The organism is Escherichia sp. SCLE84 (genome assembly GCF_012584495.1).
Lineage (GTDB): Bacteria > Pseudomonadota > Gammaproteobacteria > Enterobacterales > Enterobacteriaceae > ECMA0423.
In genome coordinates this window covers 1,323,603-1,347,862 of sequence record NZ_CP051430.1, presented here as the reverse complement: position 1 = coordinate 1,347,862, position 24,260 = coordinate 1,323,603, and the positions used below count along the sequence as shown (strand labels likewise).

Sequence of the window (24,260 nt, the reverse complement as noted above, 5' to 3'; positions counted from 1 at the left end):
TTGATTATCATGGACAAATTCGACGCTAATCGCCGCAAATTGCTGGCGCTTGGTGGCGTTGCACTCGGTGCCGCCATCCTGCCGACCCCTGCGTTTGCAACACTCTCTACCCCACGCCCGCGCATTTTGACACTCAATAATCTTCATACCGGAGAGTCAATCAAAGCGGAGTTTTTCGATGGCAGAGGCTATATTCAGGAAGAATTGGCAAAACTTAACCATTTTTTCCGCGATTACCGCGCGAACAAAATAAAGTCCATCGACCCAGGATTATTCGACCAGTTGTATCGCCTGCAAGGGTTGTTAGGCACGCGCAAACCGGTGCAACTCATTTCCGGTTATCGTTCTATTGATACCAACAATGAACTACGCGCCCGCAGCCGTGGAGTAGCGAAGAAAAGCTATCACACTAAAGGCCAGGCGATGGATTTCCATATTGAAGGTATCGCGTTAAGCAATATTCGCAAAGCCGCGTTATCTATGCGCGCAGGTGGTGTAGGATATTATCCACGTAGTAACTTTGTGCATATTGATACCGGGCCAGCACGGCACTGGTAGTAATTGCTTAACGAAACAGGGGCAGTATGAACTATCGTATTATTCCGGTCACCGCATTCTCCCAGAACTGTTCATTAATCTGGTGTGAACAAACCCGTCTGGCCGCACTGGTCGATCCTGGCGGCGATGCGGAAAAAATCAAACAGGAAGTTGATGACAGCGGCCTGACACTGATGCAGATCCTGCTGACGCATGGTCATCTGGACCACGTTGGCGCAGCGGCGGAACTGGCGCAACATTACGGCGTGCCGGTTTTTGGCCCGGAAAAAGAAGATGAGTTCTGGCTGCAAGGCTTGCCTGCGCAAAGTCGTATGTTTGGTCTGGAAGAGTGCCAGCCGCTGACGCCAGATCGTTGGCTGAACGAAGGCGATACCATCAGCATAGGGAATGTGACTTTACAGGTGTTACATTGCCCTGGGCATACGCCGGGTCATGTCGTGTTTTTTGATGATCGGGCAAAGCTGCTGATTTCTGGCGATGTTATTTTCAAAGGCGGAGTAGGGCGCAGTGACTTCCCGCGTGGCGATCATAATCAACTGATTTCTTCAATCAAAGATAAATTGCTGCCACTGGGGGATGACGTGACATTTATTCCGGGTCACGGACCATTATCCACACTTGGTTATGAACGCCTGCATAATCCCTTCCTGCAAGACGAAATGCCCGTCTGGTAAGGCACATAAAAAAGCCCGCTTTTAATGCGGGCCTGGATTTCTGGCAAAGTGCGCTTTGTTTATGCCGGATGCGGCACGAGCGCCTTATCCGGCCTACAAAATCGTGCAAATTCAAAATATTGCAGGGGACGCGTAGATACTGTTATGGCCTGCAAGTTTTTTCCTGGTCCGGTTTCCCGGATTGCAGGCATGCCAGACACAGCGCCGTCAGGCGCTGTTTTTTTCATCCCTTCCGCGATTTTTACGCCGCTACCGGATTATGCCGTGACGCATCGAACGGCACGCCTGACTTCAGCACTCCATACGCCACCTGTGCCAGCTTGCGCATCATCGCGCCGAGAATCACCTTTCCTTTCTTGCCATTAGCCGCCAGACGGTCGCGGAACGCCCGTCCCCACTCAGTCTTACTGGTGGCTACCATTGCGGGCATATACAACGCCCTGCGAAGCGACACATGTCCGGCCTTACTCATCCGGCTCGCCCCTCTCACACTGCTACCTGATTCATAACGCCGTGGTGTCAGACCCGCAAAAGCGGCGAACTGTCTGGCATGGGCGAAGCGGTCCTTCAGACCGATATAAGCCAGCAATACCGCAGATGTTTTCTCTCCGATACCCGGGATGCTTTCCAGCAGTTTCCTGCGGTGTTTCATATCCGGATCATCGTCTGTCAGGTCTTTTATCTGCTTCTCAAGACGCTTCAGCTCTGCTTCAAGCCACAGAAGGTGAGCATCAATGCTCGGTCTCTGGACTTCCCGCGCCGTTTCAGTGCGATTCAGTTCCTGCGTGTGCATATCTGTCAGCGCCTGGTGGCGGACTACCAGGGCACGCAACGCGCGTTCAAGCGGGTGAGGCGCTTCCCAGGCTGCAGGGCGCTTCTGACGACAGAACTCTGCCAGCATGCGCGCATCCACGGTATCAGTCTTGTTACGCAGTCCTTCACTCTGAGCGAAAGCTTTACCCAGCGCAGGATTAATGACTGACACTATGTAGCCAGCATCGTAAAGGCACTCAGCGACAGGTTCCATATAGGTGCCGGTCGCTTCGATGCAGATATGCGCATGGTCAATCTTGTGACCTTTCAGCCAGCTCACCAGCTCATCGTGCCCTTTAGTGGTGTTAGCGAATTTTTTGGTGCGATGACGACCATCAGGACGCAACACATCGACATCCAGTTTCTCTTTAGCGGTGTCGATACCGATATAATGAAGTTCATGTTCCATAGTGAAACCAACCTTGCAAATACGGATTACCGGGAAAACCGGTCCATGATACTGTCCGGTTTATCACTTTGGGAGAAAGGCAGTCCGCTGCATAAATCTACGCAACAGGTTAGAACCCAAGGCCCGATACGGCATGCGGACTGCAGGCAGAGAAAACTGGCCGATTTTCTCTGCACTGGAGGGATAATACAAGGCCTGATAAGCGTAGCGCATCAGGCAATGTTGCGTTTGTCATCAGTCTCAGCCCGCTTTTCAGCGGGCTTCATTGTTTTTAATGCTTACAGCACTGCCACAATCGCTTCGCACAGCGGAGCCATGTTATCTGGTGTCATCCCGGCCACATTTACGCGACCAGAAGCAACCGCATATACGCCAAACTCTTCGCGCAGACGCAGCACTTGTTCTTTTGTCAGGCCACTGAAGGAGAACATGCCGTTCTGTTTGATGATAAAGCTGAAGTCGCGGTTTGCGCCTTTTTCCTGCAGCGTATTGACGAACAACTGACGCATACGCTGAATACGCTGGCGCATATCAGTCAGCTCTTGTTCCCAAATCGCACGTAACGCATCGTTGCTCAGGATGGTGGCAACAACAGAAGCGCCGTGTGCTGGTGGGTTAGAGTAGTTAGCGCGAATCGCCGCTTTCATTTGGCTGAATGCGCGATCAACGGTTTCACTGTCGGCAGCAACCAGAGTACAAGCGCCAACACGCTCGTTGTACAGGCCAAAGTTTTTAGAGTAGGAACTGGCAACAATCAGCTCTTTATGCATAGCCGCGAAAGCGCGCAGTCCTTCAGCATCTTCTTCCAGACCACGGGCAAAACCCTGGTAAGCGAAGTCAAACAGCGGTAACCAGCCTTTCTCAACGGAGAGTTGTGCCAGTGTCTGCCATTGTTCCAGCGTAGGGTCGATACCGGTTGGGTTATGGCAGCAGCCATGGAACAGCACTACGTCGCCAGCCTGAGCTTCATTCAGGCTGTTAATCAGTGCATCGAAGTCAAGAGTGTGATTTTCCGCATCATAATAAGCGTATTCACGAACTTCCAGACCTGCAGAGTTAAAGACGCTCTTATGGTTCGGCCAGCTTGGGTTGCTCACCCACACTCGCTTAACGCTGGTATTTTTTGCCAGGAAATCGGCAGCTACGCGTAGTGCGCCAGTGCCCCCCGGAGTCTGTGCCGTGCGAGCACGTTTGTCATTGATCAGGGCGCTACCTTTACCAAACAGCAGTTCCTGAGTGCAGCGACCAAATTCAGGGATGCCGTCAATGCCGAGGTAATTTTTGGTGGTTTCATTTTCGAGCAGATACTGTTCAGCCTTTTTCACGCTGGTCAGTACCGGGGTTTTGCCCGTCTCATCTTTATAGACACCAATCCCGAGGTTAATTTTGCCGGGACGTTCATCGGCACGAAACAGATCGGCCAGGCCCAGAATCGGGTCGGCAGGAGCGGCGGTAATGTTCTCAAACATGACGAGGTTCCATTATGGTTACAGAAGGGAAGTCCGCTATCAGGGTAACGGGAGATTTACAAAATTCCAACTATTACTGATGAAAACGCAGGCTGTTTTTGCAAGACGTGAGATTGCTCTGGAAGGTATAAAAAAAACAGGACCAAAGTCCTGTTTTTTCGGCATTTAACAAAGAGGTGTGCTATTAGAACTGGTAAACGATACCCACAGCAACGGTGTCGTCTGAACCTACGCCCAGTTTGTTGTCAGAATCGATCTGGTTGATGATGTAGTCAACATAGGTGGACATGTTTTTGTTGAAGTAGTAGGTTGCGCCCACTTCAAAGTAGTTCACCAGATCAACATCACCGATACCTTCTACGTCTTTCGCTTTAGATTTGGTGTAAGCGATGGACGGACGCAGACCGAAATCGAACTGGTATTGCGCAACTAACAGAACGTCTTGCGTTTTGTTGGCGAAGCCGCTGGTGTTTGTAAATTTATTAGTGATCGGCGTAGCGTTACGGGTTTCACCGTAGTTCGCTGCCAAGTAGATGTTGTTCGCGTCGTACTTCAGACCAGTAGCCCACTGTTCAGCTTTTTTACCGTTGCCAAGAGGTTGAGCTTCTTGCAGGTTGGTACGGTCAGCTGCACCATAAGCACCAACGATACCAAAGCCTTCGTATTCGTAGCTGATAGAACCGCCAACACCGTCGCCGTTAGAACGGCGTGCAGTGTCACGCTCGTTTTTACCCAGGTACTGAACAGCGAAGTTCAGGCCATCAACCAGACCAAAGAAGTTGGAGTTACGATAGGTAGCAACGCCGCCAACACGACCAACGAAGAAGTCATCGCTGTATGCAGTATCACCACCAAATTCTGGCAGCATATCGGTGTAACCCAGTGCATCATAAACCACACCGTAGTTACGGCCGTAATCGAAAGAACCAACGTCAGCGTATTTAAGCCCCGCGAATGCCAGACGCGTTTTGTTACCAGTTTGAGCGTCAGCGCCTTCAGAGTTGTTACCCTGGAAGTTATATTCCCACTGACCATAACCGGTCAGATCGGAATTGATTTGAGTTTCCCCTTTAAAACCAAGACGGGCATAGGTCATGTCGCCATTGCCACCGTAACTGTTTTCACCGTTACCCTTGGAAAAATAATGCAGACCAACAGCTTTACCGTACAGATCTACTTTGTTGCCATCTTTGTTATAGATTTCTGCAGCGTTTGCAGTACCTGCTACTAACAGAGCAGGGACGATCACTGCCAGAATATTGCGCTTCATCATTATTTATTACCCTCATGGTTTTTTTTATGACACCTGCCACTGCCGTCAATAAGTTCTGTCAATAAAAGTTTACGGAACTATTGATGAGAGTTTGGTGTCTTTATGTGTCTGCAGGCATCTTTCCATTCAAACTAACGTTTCGCTACCGTGAAAGTGCTACAAAGATAAAGATTTAGTTTCAAAAAGAAAAAATATGTAACCAAAAGTAAAAATTAAGGAACTTTGTGAACACCGTCATATTTCCATAGAAACGTGATGATATTTACAGCAATTTTTATCTATTTATATGATTTACTTATATTTAAATTAACTAAACGGAAATTTTGTTTCTGATGGAAACTTTATCGACCTGGCACAAAATCCTCTTTCAGACATCCAGAATGCCAAAAAATAGTATGAAAATTGTGCTATCAGCTAAGAAAAAACTAATCCGCAATAAGAATGCGGGTTATTTTTTGTGCGTAAATGTTGCAATGTAATATTCCGTAACAGGATGATCGTTATGGCGGGGTTGCAAATAGATTGCTTGACTTAACAAACAGATAACTTGACAGAAAGGATAAAAAAGAGCCAGCAGGCGCTGGCTCTTTGAGGAAGAAAATCAGAAGCTGGCGTTGCGCGGAGTACGTGGGAACGGAATCACATCACGCACGTTTTGCACGCCAGTTACGTAAGCAATCAGGCGTTCAAAACCAAGACCGAAACCTGAATGCGGAACAGTACCGTAGCGACGCAGATCGCGATACCACCAGTAATCTTCTTTATTCAGGCCCATTTCCAGCATACGCTCGTCCAGAACGTCCAGACGTTCTTCACGCTGGGAGCCACCAATGATCTCACCGATGCCCGGAGCCAGAACGTCCATAGCCGCAACGGTTTTACCGTCTTCGTTGAGGCGCATATAGAACGCTTTAATATCTTTCGGATAGTTTTTAACCACTACCGGTGCTTTAAAGTGTTCTTCCGCCAGATAACGCTCATGCTCAGAAGAGAGATCGACGCCCCAGTAAACCGGGTTTTCAAACTTCCTGCCGCAGTTTTCGAGAATGGTCACTGCGTCGGTGTAATCCACCTGCGCGAAATCGGCCTCAATGAAGCGTTCCAGACGTGAAACGGCATCTTTATCTACGCGTTCAGCGAAGAATTTCATGTCGTCTGCGCGTTCTTCGAGAACCGCTTTGAAGACATATTTCAGCATGGCTTCAGCCAGACCCGCGATATCGTTCAGGTTAGCAAACGCCACTTCCGGCTCCAGCATCCAGAATTCCGCCAGGTGACGGCTGGTGTTGGAGTTTTCAGCACGGAAAGTCGGGCCGAAGGTATAAATTTTGGATAATGCGCAAGCGTAGGTTTCGCCGTTCAACTGGCCAGATACGGTCAGGAAAGACTCTTTACCAAAGAAGTCTTTGTCGAAATCCACTTTGCCCTGATCGTTACGCGGCAGGTTTTCCAGATCCAGCGTAGAAACGCGGAACATTTCGCCTGCACCTTCGGTATCAGATGCGGTAATCAGTGGCGTTGAAACCCAGAAGAATCCCTGCTCGTTAAAGAAGCGATGCAGCGCCTGCGCCAGCGTATGGCGAACGCGCGCGACGGCACCAATCAGGTTTGTGCGCGGACGCAGGTGAGCGACTTCACGCAGATACTCAATGCTGTGGCGTTTTGCCGCCATCGGGTAAGTGTCTGGATCTTCAACCCAACCAGCAACTTCAACTTTGCTGGCCTGAATTTCAAATTGTTGCCCCTGGCCCGGCGACGCCACGACTTTACCCGTCACAATGACCGAGCAGCCGGTGGTCAGACGCAGGACGTCTTCATTGTAATTGGGCAGAGAATTATTGATGACAGCCTGTACAGGATCAAAGCAGGAACCGTCATAAACGGCGAGGAAGGAGATGCCAGCTTTTGAATCTCGGCGGGTACGTACCCATCCGCGTACGGTGACTTCGCTGTCAACGGCTACGCGGCCCTGGAGTACGTCGGCTACAGGCACAACGCTCATAATATTCTCTCTGTTAATAGTCGGAAAAAATAAACACTTGTCCACCCGTAAATGGGGGGATACCTATGTTACCTGGCATCTGCAATCAGACAAGCAGAATTCGCAAATGCAGCGAAAGATTTCGGAATTAAAGGTAAAAAAAGGGAGCCGATTAGCTCCCTGATGATATTAACTGGCTTTTTTAATATGCGGAAGGTCGAACGCTTTGCGCAGCGCCCGAACAAACGCTTTATCGTGGCAGATAGTTTTGCCAGGGCTGTCAGAAAGTTTCGCCACCGGTTTACCGTTACACTCAACCAACTTAATCACAATATTCAGGGGTTTTACCTGGGGGATATCGCAGGTCAGGCGAGTCCCAATACCAAAACTTAATTGCACGCGGGAAGAGAAGTGGCGGTATAGCTCAACCGCTTTGCGTAAATCCAGATTGTCAGAGAAAACCAGAGTTTTACTCTGTGGATCAATTCCCAGCTTTTCATAATGTGCAATGGCTTTTTCACCCCATTCAACCGGGTCGCCAGAGTCATGACGCAGGCCCTGATAGCGACTGGCGAACTCGACACCGAAATCACGCAGGAAAGCATCCATAGTGATGCAGTCGGTTAATGCAATGCCAAGTTGGTCGGGATATTCTTCCAGCCAGGCAGCAAGTGCAGCTCGCTGGCTGTTGGCTAGATCCGGGCTGATTTGCTGATGTGCCTGGAACCATTCGTGTGCCTGTGTTCCCATCGGCGTGAGGGAAAGCCGACGCGCCAGATCGTAGTTGCTGGTGCCCACGAACCAGGATTCCTGTTGCAGACGCTTAACGATGGTTTCTTGTACTTCGCGAGAAAAACGGCGACGGGTGCCAAAATCCATAAGATGGAAGCGCGACATATCAAGGCCGGCGGTTAACGCCGAGAAGTCGACTAATTTGCTTTCCAGCGTGTCGAGGGCTTGCGCAACGTCGGCCTGCGGTGAGCGATAGCGATGTACCATTTCACTGATAACCGCCAGCAAAGGAACTTCCCAGAGGATGACTTCACGCCACGGGCCGCTTAAACGAATATCCAGCTTGCCATTATCGTTGGATACGGTGACTTGTTCCGGGTTAAAGCGGAACTCGCGTAACCAGTTAAGATAGTCGGCCTTAAAGAAAGGCAGAGCAGAGAGCCACTGATATTCATCATCCTGCAGGCGCAGGTGCTGCATCGCCTGAATCTGTTCACGAATAGCATCGGCATAAATACCCAGCAGATCGTCACCTCGGCAACGAAACTCCGCCGCGACATGCACATCGTAATAGTGATGAAACACGGCTTGCTGCATATGCAACTTATAAGCATCTGTATCCAGCAACGAGTGCAGAACAGGAGAAGCGAATTGTGTCATAGGTGCGCAGTAGCGTCCTCGTACAGGAGCGTTTAGTACAATAAACATCTTCAGGAACTGCTGGAGTATACCTTGTTTCGCAATTTATTGAACCCCGATCACACCATATGCCACCTTTCTGGTCGATGGCATTACGCGGTGTATGTTATAAAAATGTAGCAATAAAGGCGTTTGTACCTGAAAAGATGAAGATTCTGCATAGCGCGATTTACGCAACAGGAATAGACTGAACACCAGACTCTATAAAAGATGCTAAAGGTTATTTATGACTCAACAGCCACAAGCCAAATACCGTCACGATTATCGTGCGCCGGATTACCAGATTACTGATATTGACTTGACCTTTGACCTCGACGCGCAAAAGACGGTCGTTACCGCGGTCAGCCAGGCTGTCCGTCATGGTGCATCAGATGCTCCGCTTCGTCTCAACGGCGAAGACCTCAAACTGGTTTCTGTTCATATTAATGATGAGCCGTGGACCGCCTGGAAAGAAGAAGAGGGCGCACTGGTCATCAGTAATTTGCCGGAGCGTTTTACGCTTAAGATCATTAATGAAATAAGCCCGGCGGCGAATACGGCGCTGGAAGGGCTTTATCAGTCAGGCGATGCGCTTTGCACCCAGTGTGAAGCCGAAGGTTTCCGCCATATTACGTATTATCTCGACCGCCCGGACGTGCTGGCGCGTTTTACCACCAAAATTATTGCCGATAAAATCAAATATCCCTTCCTGCTTTCCAATGGTAACCGCGTTGCGCAAGGCGAACTCGAAAACGGACGCCATTGGGTACAGTGGCAGGACCCGTTCCCGAAACCGTGCTACCTGTTTGCGCTGGTGGCAGGCGACTTTGATGTACTGCGCGATACCTTTACCACGCGTTCTGGTCGCGAAGTAGCACTGGAGCTGTACGTCGATCGCGGCAACCTTGATCGCGCGCCGTGGGCGATGACCTCGCTGAAAAACTCCATGAAATGGGATGAAGAACGCTTTGGCCTGGAGTATGACCTCGACATCTATATGATCGTCGCGGTGGATTTCTTCAATATGGGCGCAATGGAGAATAAGGGGCTGAATATCTTTAACTCCAAATATGTGTTGGCCCGCACCGACACCGCCACCGACAAAGATTATCTCGATATTGAACGCGTTATCGGCCATGAATATTTCCATAACTGGACCGGTAACCGAGTGACCTGCCGCGACTGGTTCCAGCTCAGCCTGAAAGAAGGTTTAACCGTCTTCCGCGATCAGGAATTCAGCTCTGACCTTGGTTCCCGCGCGGTAAACCGTATCAATAATGTGCGCACCATGCGCGGATTGCAGTTTGCGGAAGACGCCAGCCCGATGGCGCACCCGATCCGCCCGGATATGGTCATTGAGATGAACAACTTCTACACCCTGACCGTTTACGAGAAGGGCGCGGAAGTGATTCGCATGATCCACACCCTGCTGGGCGAAGAAAACTTCCAGAAAGGGATGCAACTCTATTTCGAGCGCCATGATGGCAGCGCGGCAACCTGCGACGACTTTGTGCAGGCGATGGAAGATGCGTCGAATGTCGATCTCTCCCATTTCCGCCGTTGGTACAGCCAGTCCGGCACGCCGATTGTGACCGTCAAAGACGACTACAATCCGGAAACCGAGCAGTACACCCTGACCATCAGCCAGCGCACGCCAGCCACGCCGGATCAGGCAGAAAAACAGCCGCTGCATATTCCATTTGCCATCGAATTGTATGACAACGAAGGCAAAGTGATCCCGTTGCAGAAAGGCGGTCATCCGGTGAATTCCGTGCTGAACGTCACCCAGGCGGAACAGACCTTTGTTTTTGATAATGTCTACTTCCAGCCGGTGCCTGCGCTGCTGTGCGAATTCTCTGCGCCAGTGAAACTGGAATATAAGTGGAGCGATCAGCAACTGACCTTCCTGATGCGTCATGCGCGTAATGATTTCTCCCGTTGGGATGCGGCGCAAAGTTTGCTGGCAACCTACATCAAGCTGAACGTCGCCCGTCATCAGCAAGGGCAGCCGCTGTCTCTGCCGGTACATGTGGCTGACGCTTTCCGCGCGGTGCTGCTCGATGAGAAGATTGATCCGGCGCTGGCGGCAGAAATCCTGACGCTGCCTTCTGTCAATGAAATGGCTGAACTGTTCGATATCATCGACCCGATTGCTATTGCCGAAGTACGCGAAGCACTCACTCGTACTCTGGCGACTGAACTGGCGGATGAGCTGCTGGCTATTTACAACGCGAATTACCAGAGCGAGTACCGTGTTGAGCATGAAGATATTGCAAAACGCACTCTGCGTAATGCCTGCCTGCGCTTCCTTGCTTTTGGTGAAACGCATCTGGCTGACGTGCTGGTGAGCAAGCAATACCATGAAGCAAACAATATGACCGATGCGCTGGCAGCGCTTTCTGCGGCGGTTGCTGCACAGCTGCCTTGCCGTGACGCGCTGATGCAGGAGTACGACGATAAGTGGCATCAGGACGGTCTGGTGATGGATAAATGGTTTATCCTGCAAGCCACCAGCCCGGCGGCGAATGTGCTGGAGACGGTGCGTGGTCTGTTGCAGCATCGCTCATTTACCATGAGCAACCCGAACCGTATTCGTTCGTTGATTGGTGCGTTTGCGGGCAGCAACCCGGCAGCGTTCCATGCCGAAGATGGCAGCGGTTACCAGTTCCTGGTGGAAATGCTTACCGACCTCAACAGCCGTAACCCGCAGGTAGCTTCACGTCTGATTGAACCGCTGATTCGCCTGAAACGTTATGATGCCAAACGTCAGGAGAAAATGCGCGCGGCGCTGGAACAGTTGAAAGGGCTGGAAAATCTCTCTGGCGATCTGTACGAGAAGATCACCAAAGCACTGGCTTGATACTTTTGAGCCAAAATGCCTGATGCGACGCTTGACGCGTCTTATCAGGCCTACAACTCCGTTGAAATTGCTGGTTTTGTAGGCTGGATAAGGCGTTCACGCCGCATCCGGCAGCCGTGCCCAACTGCCTGATGCGATGCTTGACGTGTCTTATCAGGCCTACTAGTCCGTTGAAAATGCTGGTTTTGTGCGCCACATCCGGCATATTAACCATGACGCCGAATCAGTTGTTCAGAATGCCCACGCCGCATTACCCGTTGCAATACTTCCGCTTCCAGCTCCGCTAATCGCACCGACCCTAATCGACGCGGACGGGGGATATCCACTGTCAAATCCAGACCAATTTTTCCCTCTTCAATTAACAACACCCGGTCAGCCATTGCTACCGCTTCGCTCACATCATGCGTCACCAACAGTACGGTAAAGCCGTGCTCCTGCCAAAGTGACACAATCAAATCCTGCATCTCGAGTCGCGTTAAGGCGTCCAGTGCCCCGAGCGGTTCATCAAGCAACAATAAACCCGGTCGATGAATCAACGCTCTTGCCAGCGCCACTCGCTGTTTCTGCCCGCCTGAAAGTGCGGCAGGCCATTCCCCGGCGCGATTCTCCAGTCCTACCGCAGCCAACGCCCGACGCGCGGCATCGCGCCACTGGCCTTTAAGGCCTAACCCAACGTTATCAATCACCGATTTCCACGGTAGCAGACGCGCATCCTGAAACATCATTCGCGTGTCTTCCTGAATTTCAGCCAGCGGTGTGGTGCCTGCCAACACATCGCCTGCGGTTGGCGTTTCCAGCCCGGCCAGCAGGCGCAGCAGGGTACTTTTGCCACCACCGCTGCGGCCCACCACCGCCACAAACTGACCTGCCGGAATATGTAAATCCAGTTGGTTCAGGACGATATTTTCCGCGTAATGTTTGCTTACTGCATTGAGCAACAATGGTGTGCCCTGGTTCAGACGAGCAGTATTCATACCGTGGCCTCCTTCAAATGATAAGCCGGGTTCCAGCGCAACCAGAGGCGCTCTAACAGCTGCGCGCTGACGTCAGCAAGTTTGCCGAGCAGGGCGTAAAGAATAATAGCGACTACCACCACGTCCGTTTGCAAAAACTCCCGCGCATTCATCGCCAGATAACCAATGCCTGAATTGGCAGAAATGGTTTCGGCAACAATCAGCGTCAGCCACATCAGGCCCAACGCAAAACGCACGCCGACCATAATTGAGGGCAGGGCACCAGGCAGGATCACATGGATAAACAGCGGTATGCCGGATAATCCATAGCTACGCGCCATTTCCACCAGACCGCGATCGATATTACGGATGCCATGCCAGGTGTTGATATAAATGGGGAATAGCGTGCCGAGCGCCACCAGAAAGATTTTTGCGGATTCATCAATGCCAAACCACAAAATCACCAGCGGGATCAGCGCCAGATGCGGTACGTTGCGCAACATCTGAATTGAGGTATCCAGCAGCCGTTCTCCCCAGCGAGATAGCCCGCTAATCAGTCCCAAAATCAACCCCAGCGATCCGCCAATTGAAAAGCCAATCAGCGCCCGCCAGGAACTGATCGCCAGATGCTGCCACAGTTCGCCGCTGGCGGAGAGCGTCCAGAACGCCGTCACCACCCCTTCCGGTGAGGGCAAAATACGCGTCGACAGCCAGCCAACTGAGGAGGCCAGTTGCCACACCGCCACGATGCCCACCGGTAAAAACCAGGGGGCAACGCGCAATAACCACTTCTTCACTGGCGTTGCCATTATTTCTTCCTTAGCTTTGCGCGACTTTACGGGGGATAAAATCATTCGCCACCGCTTCGCCTTGCGGATTCAGCGGCTGCGGCTGGGGAATTTCCGGAATGGCGACATCCAGATGTGGGAACAGCAACTCGCCGACCCGATACGCTTCTTCCAGATGCGGATAGCCCGAAAGCACAAAGCTGTCGATGCCAAGCGCGGCGTATTCGTTGATTCGCGCAGCGACCGTAGGACCATCGCCCACCAGCGCCGTTCCGGCACCGCCGCGCACTAAGCCAACGCCCGCCCATAAATTGGGGCTGATCTCCAGATTGTCGCGCTTGCCGTTATGTAACGCCGCCATTCGCTGTTGTCCTACGGAATCCGTCCGGGCGAATGCGGCCTGTGCTTTGGCGATAGTTTCATCATCAAGATGCGAGATTAACCGCTCGGCGGCCTGCCACGCTTCGTCGTTAGTTTCACGAACAATCACATGCAGACGAATACCGAAACGAATTTTGCGTCCATGCGCGGCAGCTTTCGCCCGCACTTGTTCGATCTTCTCTTTTACTAGTTCTGGCGGTTCGCCCCAGGTGAGGTAGAGATCAACTTGTTCTGCCGCCAGCTCCTGGGCGACGTCTGACGATCCGCCAAAGTAAAGCGGAGGATAAGGCTGTTGAATCGGCGGGAAGAGCAGTTTTGCTCCGCGCACATGAATATGTTTACCGTTGAAATTGACGGTTTCCCCCAGCAATAAGCGCCGCCAGACCTGGGTAAATTCCGCCGAGGCTTCGTAGCGCTCGCTATGATCAAGGAACACGCCGTCGCCTGCCAGCTCTTGTGGATCGCTGCCTGTGACCAGATTAAACAACGCACGACCATTTGAGAGACGGTCAAGCGTGGCGGCCTGGCGAGCGGCAACGGTAGGTGAGGTTACGCTGGGGCGCAGGGCGACAAGAAACTTCAGCCGCTGCGTCACCGGGATCATCGACGCCGCCACCAGCCACGCATCTTCACACGATCGCCCCGTTGGGATCAGCACACCGGTATAGCCCAGACGATCCGCCGCTTGCGCAATTTGTTGCAGATAACCGTGATCAACCGGGCGTGAACCTTCTTCCGTTCCCAGATAGTGCCCGTCACCGTGGGTCGGTAAAAACCAGAACATATTCAGACTCATAATTGTTTTCCTTCCAGTTGAGTGGGCTGCCAGATGCGCTGGCGAATATCGACTTTTTTCGGCACCAGACGATTTTCATAAAACAGATCTGCCGTTTGCTGCTGTAAGGCGGCAATCTCGGCGTTAACCGGTTTGATGGTGGTAGGAGGGCGATGATCTAAGTAAGAGGCAATCACCGGTGCCGGTAAGCCCATCGTTTTTGCCAGTAAAGCGATGCTTTGCTCGCGCTGGCTGCGGGTTAACGCATCGGCCTCACTAAAGGTTGCCAGTACGCCCTGAATAAAAGCGCCGTTTTTTTCTGCATAGGGGCGAGCTGCCAGATAAAACGATCCGGTTTGATTGAGATCGGTGCCGTCTTTCAACACCCGCACGCCGCCCTGTAATAACGCAGCGGAGTAGTAGGGATCCCAGATAGCCCAGGCGTCAACGTTACCTTGCTGGAACGCGGCGCGGGCATCGGCAGGTGTCAGGTAAGTGGGTTGTATATCGGTAAACTTAAGTCCGGCCTGACGCAGTGCACGCAGTAAAAGGTTGTGTGAACTGGAACCTTTCTGAAAGGCAACTTTGTGACCTTTAAGATCGGCTACGGTTTTGATCGGGCTGTTTTCTGCCACCAGAATCACTTCGGCTTTGGGCTTCGGTGGCTCGACGCCCACATATACCAAATCAGCCCCGGCAGCCTGGGCAAAGATTGGCGGAATATCCCCGGTACTGCCGAGATCAATACTGCCAACGTTTAACGCTTCCAACATTTGCGGACCCGCGGGGAACTCCACCCAGGAGATTTTTGATTGCGGATAGCGTTTTTCCAGTAACTGGTGGCTTTTTGCCAGCACCATACCAATACTGCCTTTCTGATAGCCTATACGTAACGCTTCAGGCGAGGATTCTGCAGCAACCGCAAAAGTAGAGACGCTAAGCAATCCCGCCAGCGCCAGTTTAATGATGTTACGCATGGACATTACCTCGCAGAGACAGAAGGTCAGGAACCTGAACATCGCGGCGGTGCAATGCCTGCCAGAAAGTTTCTAGCGCGGTATCAAGACGGGTTTGCAGATTTGGCGTGAACTGGGGTCTGTGATGGTAATCAATGACTTGTGAGTCATCGGCAAACACGCCGTGCAGGATCTCCTGGGCTTTCAGTGCGCTTAAAACTGGTTTAAGGGCATAATCGACCGCCAGCAGATGGGCCACGGTATCGCCCGTCGCCAGCGGTAGCACCACTTTGCCTTGCAAAGCGCGCTCTGGCAGCAGGTCGAGCAGGGTTTTCAGCGCGCCGGAATAGGCGGCTTTATACACAGGTGTAGCGACTATCAGTCCATCAGCCTGTTGCAGCTGTTCGGTGAAGGTCTTGAGTGCCGGACTATCGAAACGAGCATAAAGCAGATCTTCCGGGGCGAAGTTTTGCAGATTCCAGTGATAAACCTCTACATCGAGGCCATTTAGTTTTTCCCGCGCATATTCCAGCAAGGAGCTGGAGCGAGAAGGAAAGCGAGGACTACCCGCCAGGGTGATGACACGCATACTCTCTCCTTATAACCAATTGTTCTTTTTTTGTTAACATTGATAACAATTCGATCAGTCTGTCGGAGAGACAAGAAAATGCCAAATATAAATTTTGTGTATCTTTTTCTGAAAATAAACTAAAGAAAGGGCTTTATATATCACGCATATTTATTTGTTGGATAGTCATTAGATGTTGAATCAATGAATTACTCGTTCAGTTAATATTTAAATATTCATGAAATCTATAAATTAAAGATTTGTCACTTATTGGATTTAGTATGCTTGATTTAAATGGCGGTCAATTATTGTTATTATTAAGTCTAATGTCATTTAAAGGCATTATCATATTTACGAAGAGATCAGGATGATGACGATGAAAAAAAGTGTATTGACGGCGTTTATAACTGTGGTATGTGCAACGTCCAGCGTTATGGCAGCTGATGATAATGCTATCACGGATGGCAAAGTAACATTTAATGGTAAAGTTATTGCTCCAGCTTGTACCCTGGTAGCTGCGACGAAAGATTCAGTAGTCACATTGCCAAATGTCAGCGCCACCAAGTTGCAAACTAATGGAGCAGTCTCTGGCGTTAAAACTGATGTACCAATTGCCTTAGAAGGCTGTGATGTTACTGTAACTAAAAATGCGACGTTTACCTTTAGTGGTACGGCTGACGGCGTGCAACCTACAGCATTTGCCAACCAGGCTACCACCGATGCAGCGACGAATGTTGCTCTACAAATGTATCTGCCAGATGGTTCTACATCGGTAACTCCCGGTACCGAAACGTCGAATATTCAGTTAGCGGATTCTGCTGAGCAAACAGTGACCTTTAAAGTTGATTATATCGCTACGGGGAAAGCGACTTCTGGTAATGTGAATGCGGTAACAAATTTCCATATTAACTATTATTAATAGAACTCATTAATTGTTTTATTAATTAGTACCCCTCTAGTGTTCTGGAGGGGATATTCATATTTTTTAAGAGTGACTATTTATGAAAACTTGCATAACAAAGGGAATTGTGACCGTAAGTTTAACGGCAATATTACTCAGCTGCTCATCCGCATGGGCGGCAGGTAAAGGCGGGATTGGACTTGCAGCAACACGTCTTGTTTATTCAGAAGGTGAAGAGCAAATTTCACTGGGTGTACGTAACACCAGTCCGGATGTTCCTTATCTTATTCAGTCATGGGTGATGACCCCAGATAATAAAAAATCAGCAGATTTTATTATTACACCACCGCTATTTGTGCTGAATCCGGCTAATGAGAATCTGTTACGCATTATGTACATTGGTGCGCCGTTGGCGAAAGACAGAGAAACCCTTTTCTTCACTAGCGTACGGGCAGTCCCTTCAACAACGAAGCGGGAAGAGGGAAATACCCTGAAGATTGCCACACAAAGCGTCATCAAACTTTTCTGGCGACCAAAAGGTTTAGCGTATCCCTTAGGCGAGGCTCCGGCGAAACTGCGTTGCACTTCGTCAGCTGACATGGTTACGGTCAGTAACCCAACACCTTATTTCATTACCCTGACAGACCTGAAAATAGGTGGAAAAGTAGTTAAAAATCAAATGATTTCCCCCTTTGATAAATACCAATTTTCTCTGCCAAAGGGGGCCAAAAATAGCAGCGTAACGTATCGAACCATCAATGACTACGGGGCGGAAACGCCGCAACTCAACTGTAAATCGTAAGCCGTCTTCAGTTAAGAGAGCGAGATGTATAGAACTCATCGACAACACAGCCTGTTAAGCTCTGGTGGAGTGCCATCGTTTATTGGTGGGCTGGTGGTGTTTGTGTCGGCAGCGTTCAATGCACAAGCTGAAACCTGCTTCGATCCTGCTTTTTTCAAAGATGATCCCTCAATGGTGGCCGATTTGTCTCGTTTCGAAAAAGGACAAAAAATAACGCCAGGGGTTTATCGTGTCGATATTGTTCTGAATCAGACAATTGTAGATACGCGCAACGTCAATTTTGTTGAGATAACGCCAGAGAAGGGGATTGCCGCCTGTTTGACGACTGAAAGCCTGGATGCAATGGGTGTTAATACTGATGCGTTTCCGGCTTTTAAACAACTGGACAAACAAGCGTGTGTGCCATTGGCGGAGATTATTCCGGATGCCAGCGTAACGTTTAATGTGAATAAACTCCGTCTGGAAATTTCAGTACCGCAAATCGCCATCAAAAGTAATGCCCGTGGTTATGTCCCCCCTGAACGTTGGGATGAAGGGATCAACGCGCTATTACTGGGATATTCGTTTAGCGGGGCTAACAGTATTCATAGCAGCGCAGACAGTGATTCTGGCGACAGCTATTTTCTGAATTTAAACAGTGGCGTTAATTTAGGCCCATGGAGATTGCGCAACAATTCAACATGGAGTCGCAGTAGTGGCCAAACCGCAGAATGGAAGAATCTCAGCAGCTATTTGCAGCGGGCGGTTATTCCACTAAAAGGCGAACTGACCGTAGGTGATGATTATACTGCAGGCGATTTTTTCGATAGTGTCAGCTTTCGTGGTGTGCAGCTGGCGTCAGATGACAACATGCTGCCAGACAGCCTGAAAGGGTTTGCGCCTGTGGTGCGTGGTATCGCCAAAAGCAATGCCCAGATAACGATTAAGCAAAATGGTTACACCATTTACCAAACTTATGTATCGCCTGGTGCTTTTGAAATTAGTGATCTCTATTCCACGTCGTCGAGCGGTGATTTGTTAGTTGAAATCAAAGAAGCGGACGGCAGCGTCAATAGCTACAGCGTACCGTTTTCCAGCGTGCCATTACTCCAGCGTCAGGGGCGAATCAAATACGCGGTGACACTGGCGAAATACAGAACCAATAGTAATGAACAGCAGGAGAGCAAATTTGCCCAGGCCACGTTGCAGTGGGGCGGACCGTGGGGAACGACATGGTATGGTGGTGGACAATATGCTGAATATTACCGTGCCGCCATGTTTGGTCTGGGATTTAACCTTGGCGATTTCGGAGCAATTTCGTTCGATGTGACCCAGGCGAAGAGTACGCTGGCAGACCAAAGCGAACATAAAGGTCAGTCATATCGTTTTCTGTATGCCAAAACGCTCAACCAATTGGGCACTAATTTTCAATTGATGGGCTATCGCTATTCGACGTCGGGTTTCTACACCCTTTCCGACACCATGTATAAACATATGGATGGCTACGAATTTAATGACGGTGATGATGAAGATACGCCGATGTGGTCGCGTTATTACAATTTGTTTTACACCAAACGTGGCAAACTGCAGGTCAATATCTCCCAGCAATTAGGCGAGTACGGTTCGTTTTATTTAAGTGGTAGCCAGCAAACTTACTGGCATACCGATCAACAGGATCGGCTATTACAGTTTGGCTACAACACGCAAATTAAAGATCTCTCGCTGGGGGTTTCCTGGAACTACAGTAAGTCCCGTGGTCAACCTGATGCTGATCAGGTGTTTGCACTAAATTTTTCCCTGCCGCTCAATCTGTTGCTCCCCAGAAGTAATGATAGCTATACCAGGAAAAAAAATTACGCCTGGATGACCTCTAACACCAGTATCGATAACGAAGGGCACATTACACAAAACCTGGGTTTAACGGAGACACTACTCGATGACGGTAACCTGAGCTACAGCGTGCAACAGGGATATAACAGCGAGGGGAAAACGGCTAATGGTAGCGCCAGCATGGACTACAAAGGGGCGTTTGCAGATGCCCGAGTGGGCTACAACTACAGCGATAACGGCAGTCAACAACAACTGAACTACGCTCTTTCAGGCAGTTTAGTTGCCCATTCACAGGGCATTACCCTGGGGCAATCGCTGGGGGAAACTAACGTCCTGATTGCAGCACCAGGCGCAGAGAATACTCGTGTGGCGAACAGCACCGGGCTGAAAACTGACTGGCGCGGATATACCGTTGTCCCCTATGCCACTTCTTATCGGGAAAATCGAATCGCACTTGATGCGGCATCGTTAAAACGTAACGTGGATCTTGAAAATGCAGTAGTCAACGTGGTTCCCACCAAAGGGGCGTTGGTTCTGGCGGAGTTCAATGCCCATGCGGGAGCAAGGGTATTAATGAAAACATCAAAGCAGGGTATACCGCTGCGTTTTGGCGCGATAGCGACGCTGGACGGCATACAGACTAATAGCGGCATTATTGATGATGATGGCTCGCTCTATATGTCCGGTTTGCCCGCTCAGGGAGCGATAACTGTACGCTGGGGCGAAGCTCCCGATCAAATTTGTCATATCAGTTACCAGCTTACCGAACAACAAATTAACTCTGCGATTACGCGAATGGATGCCATATGCAGATAATCTTTGGAGAAAAATGCGTGTTATTACTACGACTATTTTTTGCCGCCGTCTTAATGCTATGGTGCGCTCAAACTGCTGCTTATAGCGGGCAGTGTCATACCACTCAGGGGAATCCGTATATTGGCGTCAATTTTGGCGTTAAAACCCTGGAGGAAGAAGAAAATACGGCTGGAGTAGTTAAAGACAAATTTTATCAGTGGAACGAATCGAATGATTATTATGTTTCCTGTGATTGCGATAAAGACAATGTCAGAAGTGGCCGATGGGCATTCGCCGCGGATTCACCGTTAGTCTATTTAGGCGACAACTGGTACAAAATTAATGACTATCTTGCCGCCAAAGTTTTATTGCAGGTTAAAGGCAGTTCTCCTACTGCGGTTCCTTTCGAAAACGTGGGCACAGGGGCAGATACACGATGGCATATTTGCGATCCCGGCGGTCAACGTTTAGGTGGCCAGGGGGCTAGCGGTAATAGCGGTAGCTTTTCCCTGAAAATATTGCAGCCGTTCGTTGGTTCGGTCGTCATTCCTCCTATGGCGCTGGCGCGATTATTTGAATGCTACAACATACCCGCAGGTGATTCCTGCACGACTACAGGTACACCGGTTTTAGTGTATTACCTGTCTGGTACGATCAATTCACTTGGCTCATGTTCCGTCAATGCCGGAGAGACTATCGAGGTCGATCTGGGCGACGTATTTGCGGCTAACTTTCGTGTTGTAGGGCATAAACCCCTTGGGGCCAGAACGGCAGAACTCGCAATTCCAGTCAGGTGTAACACGGGAAACGCGGGGTTAGTTAACGTCAACCTGAGTCTGACGGCAACCACAGACCCCAGCTATCCCCAGGCGATTAAGACGTCACGTCCTGGCGTGGGCGTGGTGGTGACCGATAGCCAGAACAACATTATTTCCCCTGCTGGTGGAACATTACCGCTCTCTATTCCTGATGATGCAGACAGTATCGCGCGAATGAATGTCTATCCAGTCAGCACGACAGGTGTACCACCAGAAACCGGGCGATTTGAAGCCACGGCAACGGTGAGAATAAATTTTGATTAACGCGTGAACGTATGAAGAAAAAAACGATATTTCAGTGCGTTATCTTGTTCTTTAGCATTCTTAACATCCATGTCGGGATGGCTGGGCCTGAACAAGTTAGTATGCATATTTATGGGAATGTGGTCGATCAGGGCTGTGATGTCGCCACCAAAAGTGCATTACAAAATATTCATATTGGTGATTTTAATATCAGTGATTTTCAGGCCGCGAATACCGTAAGCACTGCTGCTGATTTGAATATCGATATCACCGGTTGTGCCGCTGGTATTACTGGCGCGGACGTCCTTTTTAGCGGCGAGGCTGACACCCTTGCGCCGACACTGCTCAAACTAACTGACACAGGCGGAAGCGGTGGTATGGCAACGGGGATTGCCGTGCAAATTCTTGATGCGCAAAGTCAGCAAGAAATCCCGCTCAATCAGATCCAGCCTCTTACGCCCTTAAAAGCCGGGGATAACACACTCAAATATCAACTTCGTTATAAGTCCACAAAGGCGGGAGCAACGGGCGGTAATGCGACGGCGGTTCTCTATTTTGATCTGGTTTACCAGTGAAGGAGTGATGTTGAAACGGATAATCTGGATTCTGTTCTTACTGGGATTAACGGGGGGCTGTGAGCTATTTGCCCATGATGGCACAGTCAACATTAGCGGATCGTTTCGCCGTAATACATGCGTGCTGGCACAGGATAGCAAGCAAATCAATGTGCAGTTAGGCGATGTCTCGCTGACACGTTTTTTTCATGGGAATTATGGCCCGGAGAAATCTTTCATCATTAATTTGCAGGATTGCGGAACAGATGTCAGCACGGTTGACGTCACCTTTTCAGGAACCCCCGACGGAGTGCAGAGCGAAATGCTGTCCATTGAAAGTGGTACGGATGCAGCCAGCGGGCTGGCAATTGCGATTCTGGATGATGCGAAGATATTGATTCCGCTTAACCAGGCGAGTAAAGACTACAGCCTACATAGCGGTAAGGTGCCATTAACTTTTTATGCGCAATTGCGACCTGTCAATAGCGATGTGCAGTCGGGTAAAGTGAATGCCAGCGCGACATTTGTACTTCATTATGACTAATACGTGGAACAGATTGGCGCTCTTGATTTTCGCCGTTTTATCGCTGCTGGTGGCGGGTGAATTGCGGGCAGGAGTGGTGGTCGGCGGAACGCGATTTATCTTTCCGGCAGACAGAGAATCGATATCTATTTTACTGACTAATACCAGTCAGGAATCCTGGCTTATTAACAGTAAAATCAACCGCCCAACGCGTTGGGCCGGGGGGGAAGCGTCGACAGTGCCAGCACCATTACTGGCCGCTCCGCCACTTATTCTCCTGAAGCCCGGTACTACAGGCACGTTGCGCTTGCTGAGAACGGAAAGCGACATCTTGCCTGTGGATCGCGAAACGCTATTTGAGTTAAGCATTGCCAGCGTGCCATCCGGCAAAGTTGAAAATCAGAGCGTAAAAGTGGCGATGCGCTCGGTATTTAAACTGTTCTGGCGACCCGAAGGTTTGCCGGGCGACCCGCTGGAAGCTTATCAACAATTACGCTGGACACGGAATTCGCAGGGTGTACAACTCACTAACCCAACGCCTTACTACATTAACCTGATTCAGTTGAGCGTAAATGGTAAAGCGTTAAGTAATGCGGGAGTTGTGCCGCCTAAAAGCCAGCGTCAGACAAGCTGGTGTCAGGCAATCGCACCGTGTCATGTCGCCTGGCGGGCGATAAATGATTACGGCGGGTTGAGTGCAAAGAAGGAGCAAAATCTGCCCTGAAACAGGTTCGGAAAACGTTTGCGTTTTTTTTGCCGCAGGTCAATTCCCTTTTGGTCCGAACTCGCACATAATACGCCCCCGGTTTGCACACCGGGAATCCAGGAGAGTTCATGTACTACCCCTTCGTTCGTAAAGCCCTTTTCCAGCTCGATCCAGAGCGCGCTCATGAGTTTACTTTTCAGCAATTACGCCGTATTACAGGAACGCCGTTTGAAGCACTGGTGCGGCAGAAAGTGCCTGCGAAACCTGTTAACTGCATGGGCCTGACGTTTAAAAATCCGCTTGGTCTGGCAGCCGGTCTTGATAAAGACGGGGAGTGCATTGACGCGTTAGGCGCGATGGGATTTGGATCGATCGAGATCGGTACCGTCACGCCACGTCCACAGCCAGGTAATGACAAGCCGCGTCTCTTTCGTCTGGTAGATGCCGAAGGTTTGATCAACCGTATGGGCTTTAATAATCTTGGCGTTGATAACCTCGTAGAGAACGTAAAAAAGGCCCATTATGACGGCGTCCTGGGTATTAACATCGGCAAAAATAAAGATACGCCAGTGGAGCAGGGCAAAGATGACTATCTGATTTGTATGGAAAAAATCTATGCCTATGCGGGATATATCGCCATCAATATTTCATCGCCGAATACCCCAGGATTACGCACGCTGCAATATGGTGAAGCGCTGGATGATCTCTTAACCGCGATTAAAAATAAGCAAAATGATTTGCAAGCGATGCACCATAAATATGTGCCGATCGCAGTGAAGATCGCGCCGGATCTTTCTGAAGAAGAATTGATCCAGGTTGCCGATAGTTTAGTTCGCCATAATATTGATGGCGTTATTGCAACCAATACCACACTCGATCGTTCTCTTGTTCAGGGAATGAAAAATTGCGATCAAACCGGTGGCTTAAGTGGTCGTCCGCTTCAGTTAAAAAGCACCGAAATTATTCGCCGCTTGTCACTGGAATTAAACGGTCGCTTACCGATCATCGGTGTTGGCGGCATCGACTCGGTTATCGCTGCGCGTGAAAAGATTGCTGCGGGTGCCTCACTGGTGCAAATTTATTCTGGTTTTATTTTTAAAGGTCCGCCGCTGATTAAAGAAATCGTTACCCATATCTAATTATTTCTTCGAATTCCTCTTTATAAGATAATCAGGGCTTTATTTTCAGCCCTGGTTGTTTTATATTCATCGCTGTTGCTTATTTAGACATTTTGTACTTTT

21 protein-coding genes are annotated in these 24,260 nt (G+C 49.9%); 11 read left to right on the top strand and 10 right to left on the bottom strand.

Annotated elements, in window-relative coordinates; translation table 11 throughout:
* The first annotated feature begins 9 nt into the window (after nt 1-9).
* Complete coding sequence (locus HGD79_RS06785) at nt 10-558, top strand: YcbK family protein (protein ID WP_001295932.1); 549 nt, start codon at nt 10-12, stop codon at nt 556-558.
* 26 nt (nt 559-584) lie between these two features.
* A complete protein-coding gene (gloC, locus tag HGD79_RS06780) occupies nt 585-1,232 on the top strand; it encodes a hydroxyacylglutathione hydrolase GloC (protein WP_001109487.1) in 648 nt (215 codons plus the stop codon).
* 241 nt (nt 1,233-1,473) lie between these two features.
* On the opposite strand, the gene HGD79_RS06775 is transcribed toward gloC, so the two are convergent.
* The 5 genes from HGD79_RS06775 to pncB form a co-directional block, all read right to left on the bottom strand.
* A complete protein-coding gene (locus HGD79_RS06775) occupies nt 1,474-2,454 on the bottom strand; it encodes an IS110-like element IS621 family transposase (protein WP_000399648.1) in 981 nt (326 codons plus the stop codon).
* Between the two features lie 278 nt (nt 2,455-2,732).
* On the bottom strand, nt 2,733-3,923 hold the full coding sequence (aspC, locus tag HGD79_RS06770) for an aspartate transaminase (RefSeq protein WP_000462687.1): 1,191 nt from the start codon (nt 3,921-3,923) through the stop codon (nt 2,733-2,735).
* Nucleotides 3,924-4,107: 184 nt separating this feature from the next.
* A complete protein-coding gene (gene ompF / locus HGD79_RS06765) occupies nt 4,108-5,196 on the bottom strand; it encodes a porin OmpF (RefSeq protein WP_000977920.1) in 1,089 nt (362 codons plus the stop codon).
* A gap of 601 nt (nt 5,197-5,797) precedes the next feature.
* Nucleotides 5,798-7,198: an asparagine--tRNA ligase gene (gene asnS / locus HGD79_RS06760; RefSeq protein WP_000117881.1), complete on the bottom strand. Its 1,401-nt coding sequence runs from the start codon at nt 7,196-7,198 to the stop codon at nt 5,798-5,800.
* A gap of 168 nt (nt 7,199-7,366) precedes the next feature.
* Nucleotides 7,367-8,569, bottom strand: a complete 1,203-nt coding sequence (gene pncB / locus HGD79_RS06755; RefSeq protein ID WP_001297200.1) for a nicotinate phosphoribosyltransferase — start codon at nt 8,567-8,569, stop codon at nt 7,367-7,369.
* Between the two features lie 265 nt (nt 8,570-8,834).
* Between pncB and pepN the strand changes: the two genes are divergently transcribed.
* Complete coding sequence (gene pepN / locus HGD79_RS06750; protein ID WP_000193844.1) at nt 8,835-11,447, top strand: aminopeptidase N; 2,613 nt, start codon at nt 8,835-8,837, stop codon at nt 11,445-11,447.
* Between the two features lie 206 nt (nt 11,448-11,653).
* On the opposite strand, the gene ssuB is transcribed toward pepN, so the two are convergent.
* The 5 genes from ssuB to ssuE are packed head-to-tail and all read right to left on the bottom strand — an operon-like array spanning nt 11,654 to nt 15,889.
* A complete protein-coding gene (gene ssuB / locus HGD79_RS06745; RefSeq protein ID WP_001090508.1) occupies nt 11,654-12,421 on the bottom strand; it encodes an aliphatic sulfonates ABC transporter ATP-binding protein in 768 nt (255 codons plus the stop codon).
* Nucleotides 12,418-13,209 (bottom strand): aliphatic sulfonate ABC transporter permease SsuC, encoded by a 792-nt coding sequence (gene ssuC, locus HGD79_RS06740; protein ID WP_000235203.1) that lies wholly within the window; start codon nt 13,207-13,209, stop codon nt 12,418-12,420. The genes ssuB and ssuC overlap by 4 nt, the downstream gene beginning before the upstream one ends.
* A 10-nt stretch (nt 13,210-13,219) precedes the next feature.
* Nucleotides 13,220-14,365 carry an FMNH2-dependent alkanesulfonate monooxygenase gene (gene ssuD / locus HGD79_RS06735; RefSeq protein ID WP_000055996.1) on the bottom strand — a complete coding sequence of 382 codons (1,146 nt, stop codon included), beginning with the start codon at nt 14,363-14,365 and terminating at the stop codon, nt 13,220-13,222.
* Nucleotides 14,362-15,321, bottom strand: coding sequence for an aliphatic sulfonate ABC transporter substrate-binding protein SsuA (ssuA, locus tag HGD79_RS06730; RefSeq protein WP_001244318.1), 960 nt, complete (start codon nt 15,319-15,321; stop codon nt 14,362-14,364). Before ssuA ends, ssuD begins: the two co-directional genes overlap by 4 nt.
* On the bottom strand, nt 15,314-15,889 hold the full coding sequence (ssuE, locus tag HGD79_RS06725) for an NADPH-dependent FMN reductase (protein WP_168848338.1): 576 nt from the start codon (nt 15,887-15,889) through the stop codon (nt 15,314-15,316). Before ssuE ends, ssuA begins: the two co-directional genes overlap by 8 nt.
* A 355-nt stretch (nt 15,890-16,244) precedes the next feature.
* Here ssuE and HGD79_RS06720 point away from each other — a divergent pair, with 355 nt between their 5' ends.
* The 8 genes from HGD79_RS06720 to pyrD all read left to right on the top strand — a co-directional run bounded on the left by HGD79_RS06720 (nt 16,245) and on the right by pyrD (nt 24,158).
* Nucleotides 16,245-16,787: a fimbrial protein gene (locus HGD79_RS06720; protein ID WP_000750284.1), complete on the top strand. Its 543-nt coding sequence runs from the start codon at nt 16,245-16,247 to the stop codon at nt 16,785-16,787.
* Between the two features lie 82 nt (nt 16,788-16,869).
* The gene (locus tag HGD79_RS06715; protein ID WP_000845152.1) at nt 16,870-17,571 is read left to right on the top strand and encodes a molecular chaperone; all 702 of its coding nucleotides are present in this window, start codon (nt 16,870-16,872) and stop codon (nt 17,569-17,571) included.
* 24 nt (nt 17,572-17,595) lie between these two features.
* A complete protein-coding gene (locus tag HGD79_RS06710) occupies nt 17,596-20,196 on the top strand; it encodes a fimbrial biogenesis usher protein (RefSeq protein WP_168848337.1) in 2,601 nt (866 codons plus the stop codon).
* On the top strand, nt 20,187-21,257 hold the full coding sequence (locus HGD79_RS06705) for a fimbrial protein (protein ID WP_001165655.1): 1,071 nt from the start codon (nt 20,187-20,189) through the stop codon (nt 21,255-21,257). The genes HGD79_RS06710 and HGD79_RS06705 overlap by 10 nt, the downstream gene beginning before the upstream one ends.
* Nucleotides 21,258-21,268: 11 nt before the next feature.
* Nucleotides 21,269-21,811, top strand: coding sequence for a fimbrial protein (locus tag HGD79_RS06700; protein WP_000730612.1), 543 nt, complete (start codon nt 21,269-21,271; stop codon nt 21,809-21,811).
* Nucleotides 21,812-21,818: 7 nt separating this feature from the next.
* Nucleotides 21,819-22,334, top strand: a complete 516-nt coding sequence (locus HGD79_RS06695) for a fimbrial protein (RefSeq protein ID WP_000919489.1) — start codon at nt 21,819-21,821, stop codon at nt 22,332-22,334.
* Nucleotides 22,300-23,037 carry a fimbrial chaperone gene (locus tag HGD79_RS06690; RefSeq protein WP_001111470.1) on the top strand — a complete coding sequence of 246 codons (738 nt, stop codon included), beginning with the start codon at nt 22,300-22,302 and terminating at the stop codon, nt 23,035-23,037. Before HGD79_RS06695 ends, HGD79_RS06690 begins: the two co-directional genes overlap by 35 nt.
* A 110-nt stretch (nt 23,038-23,147) precedes the next feature.
* Nucleotides 23,148-24,158 carry a quinone-dependent dihydroorotate dehydrogenase gene (pyrD, locus tag HGD79_RS06685; protein ID WP_001295352.1) on the top strand — a complete coding sequence of 337 codons (1,011 nt, stop codon included), beginning with the start codon at nt 23,148-23,150 and terminating at the stop codon, nt 24,156-24,158.
* Nucleotides 24,159-24,260 lie beyond the last annotated feature (102 nt).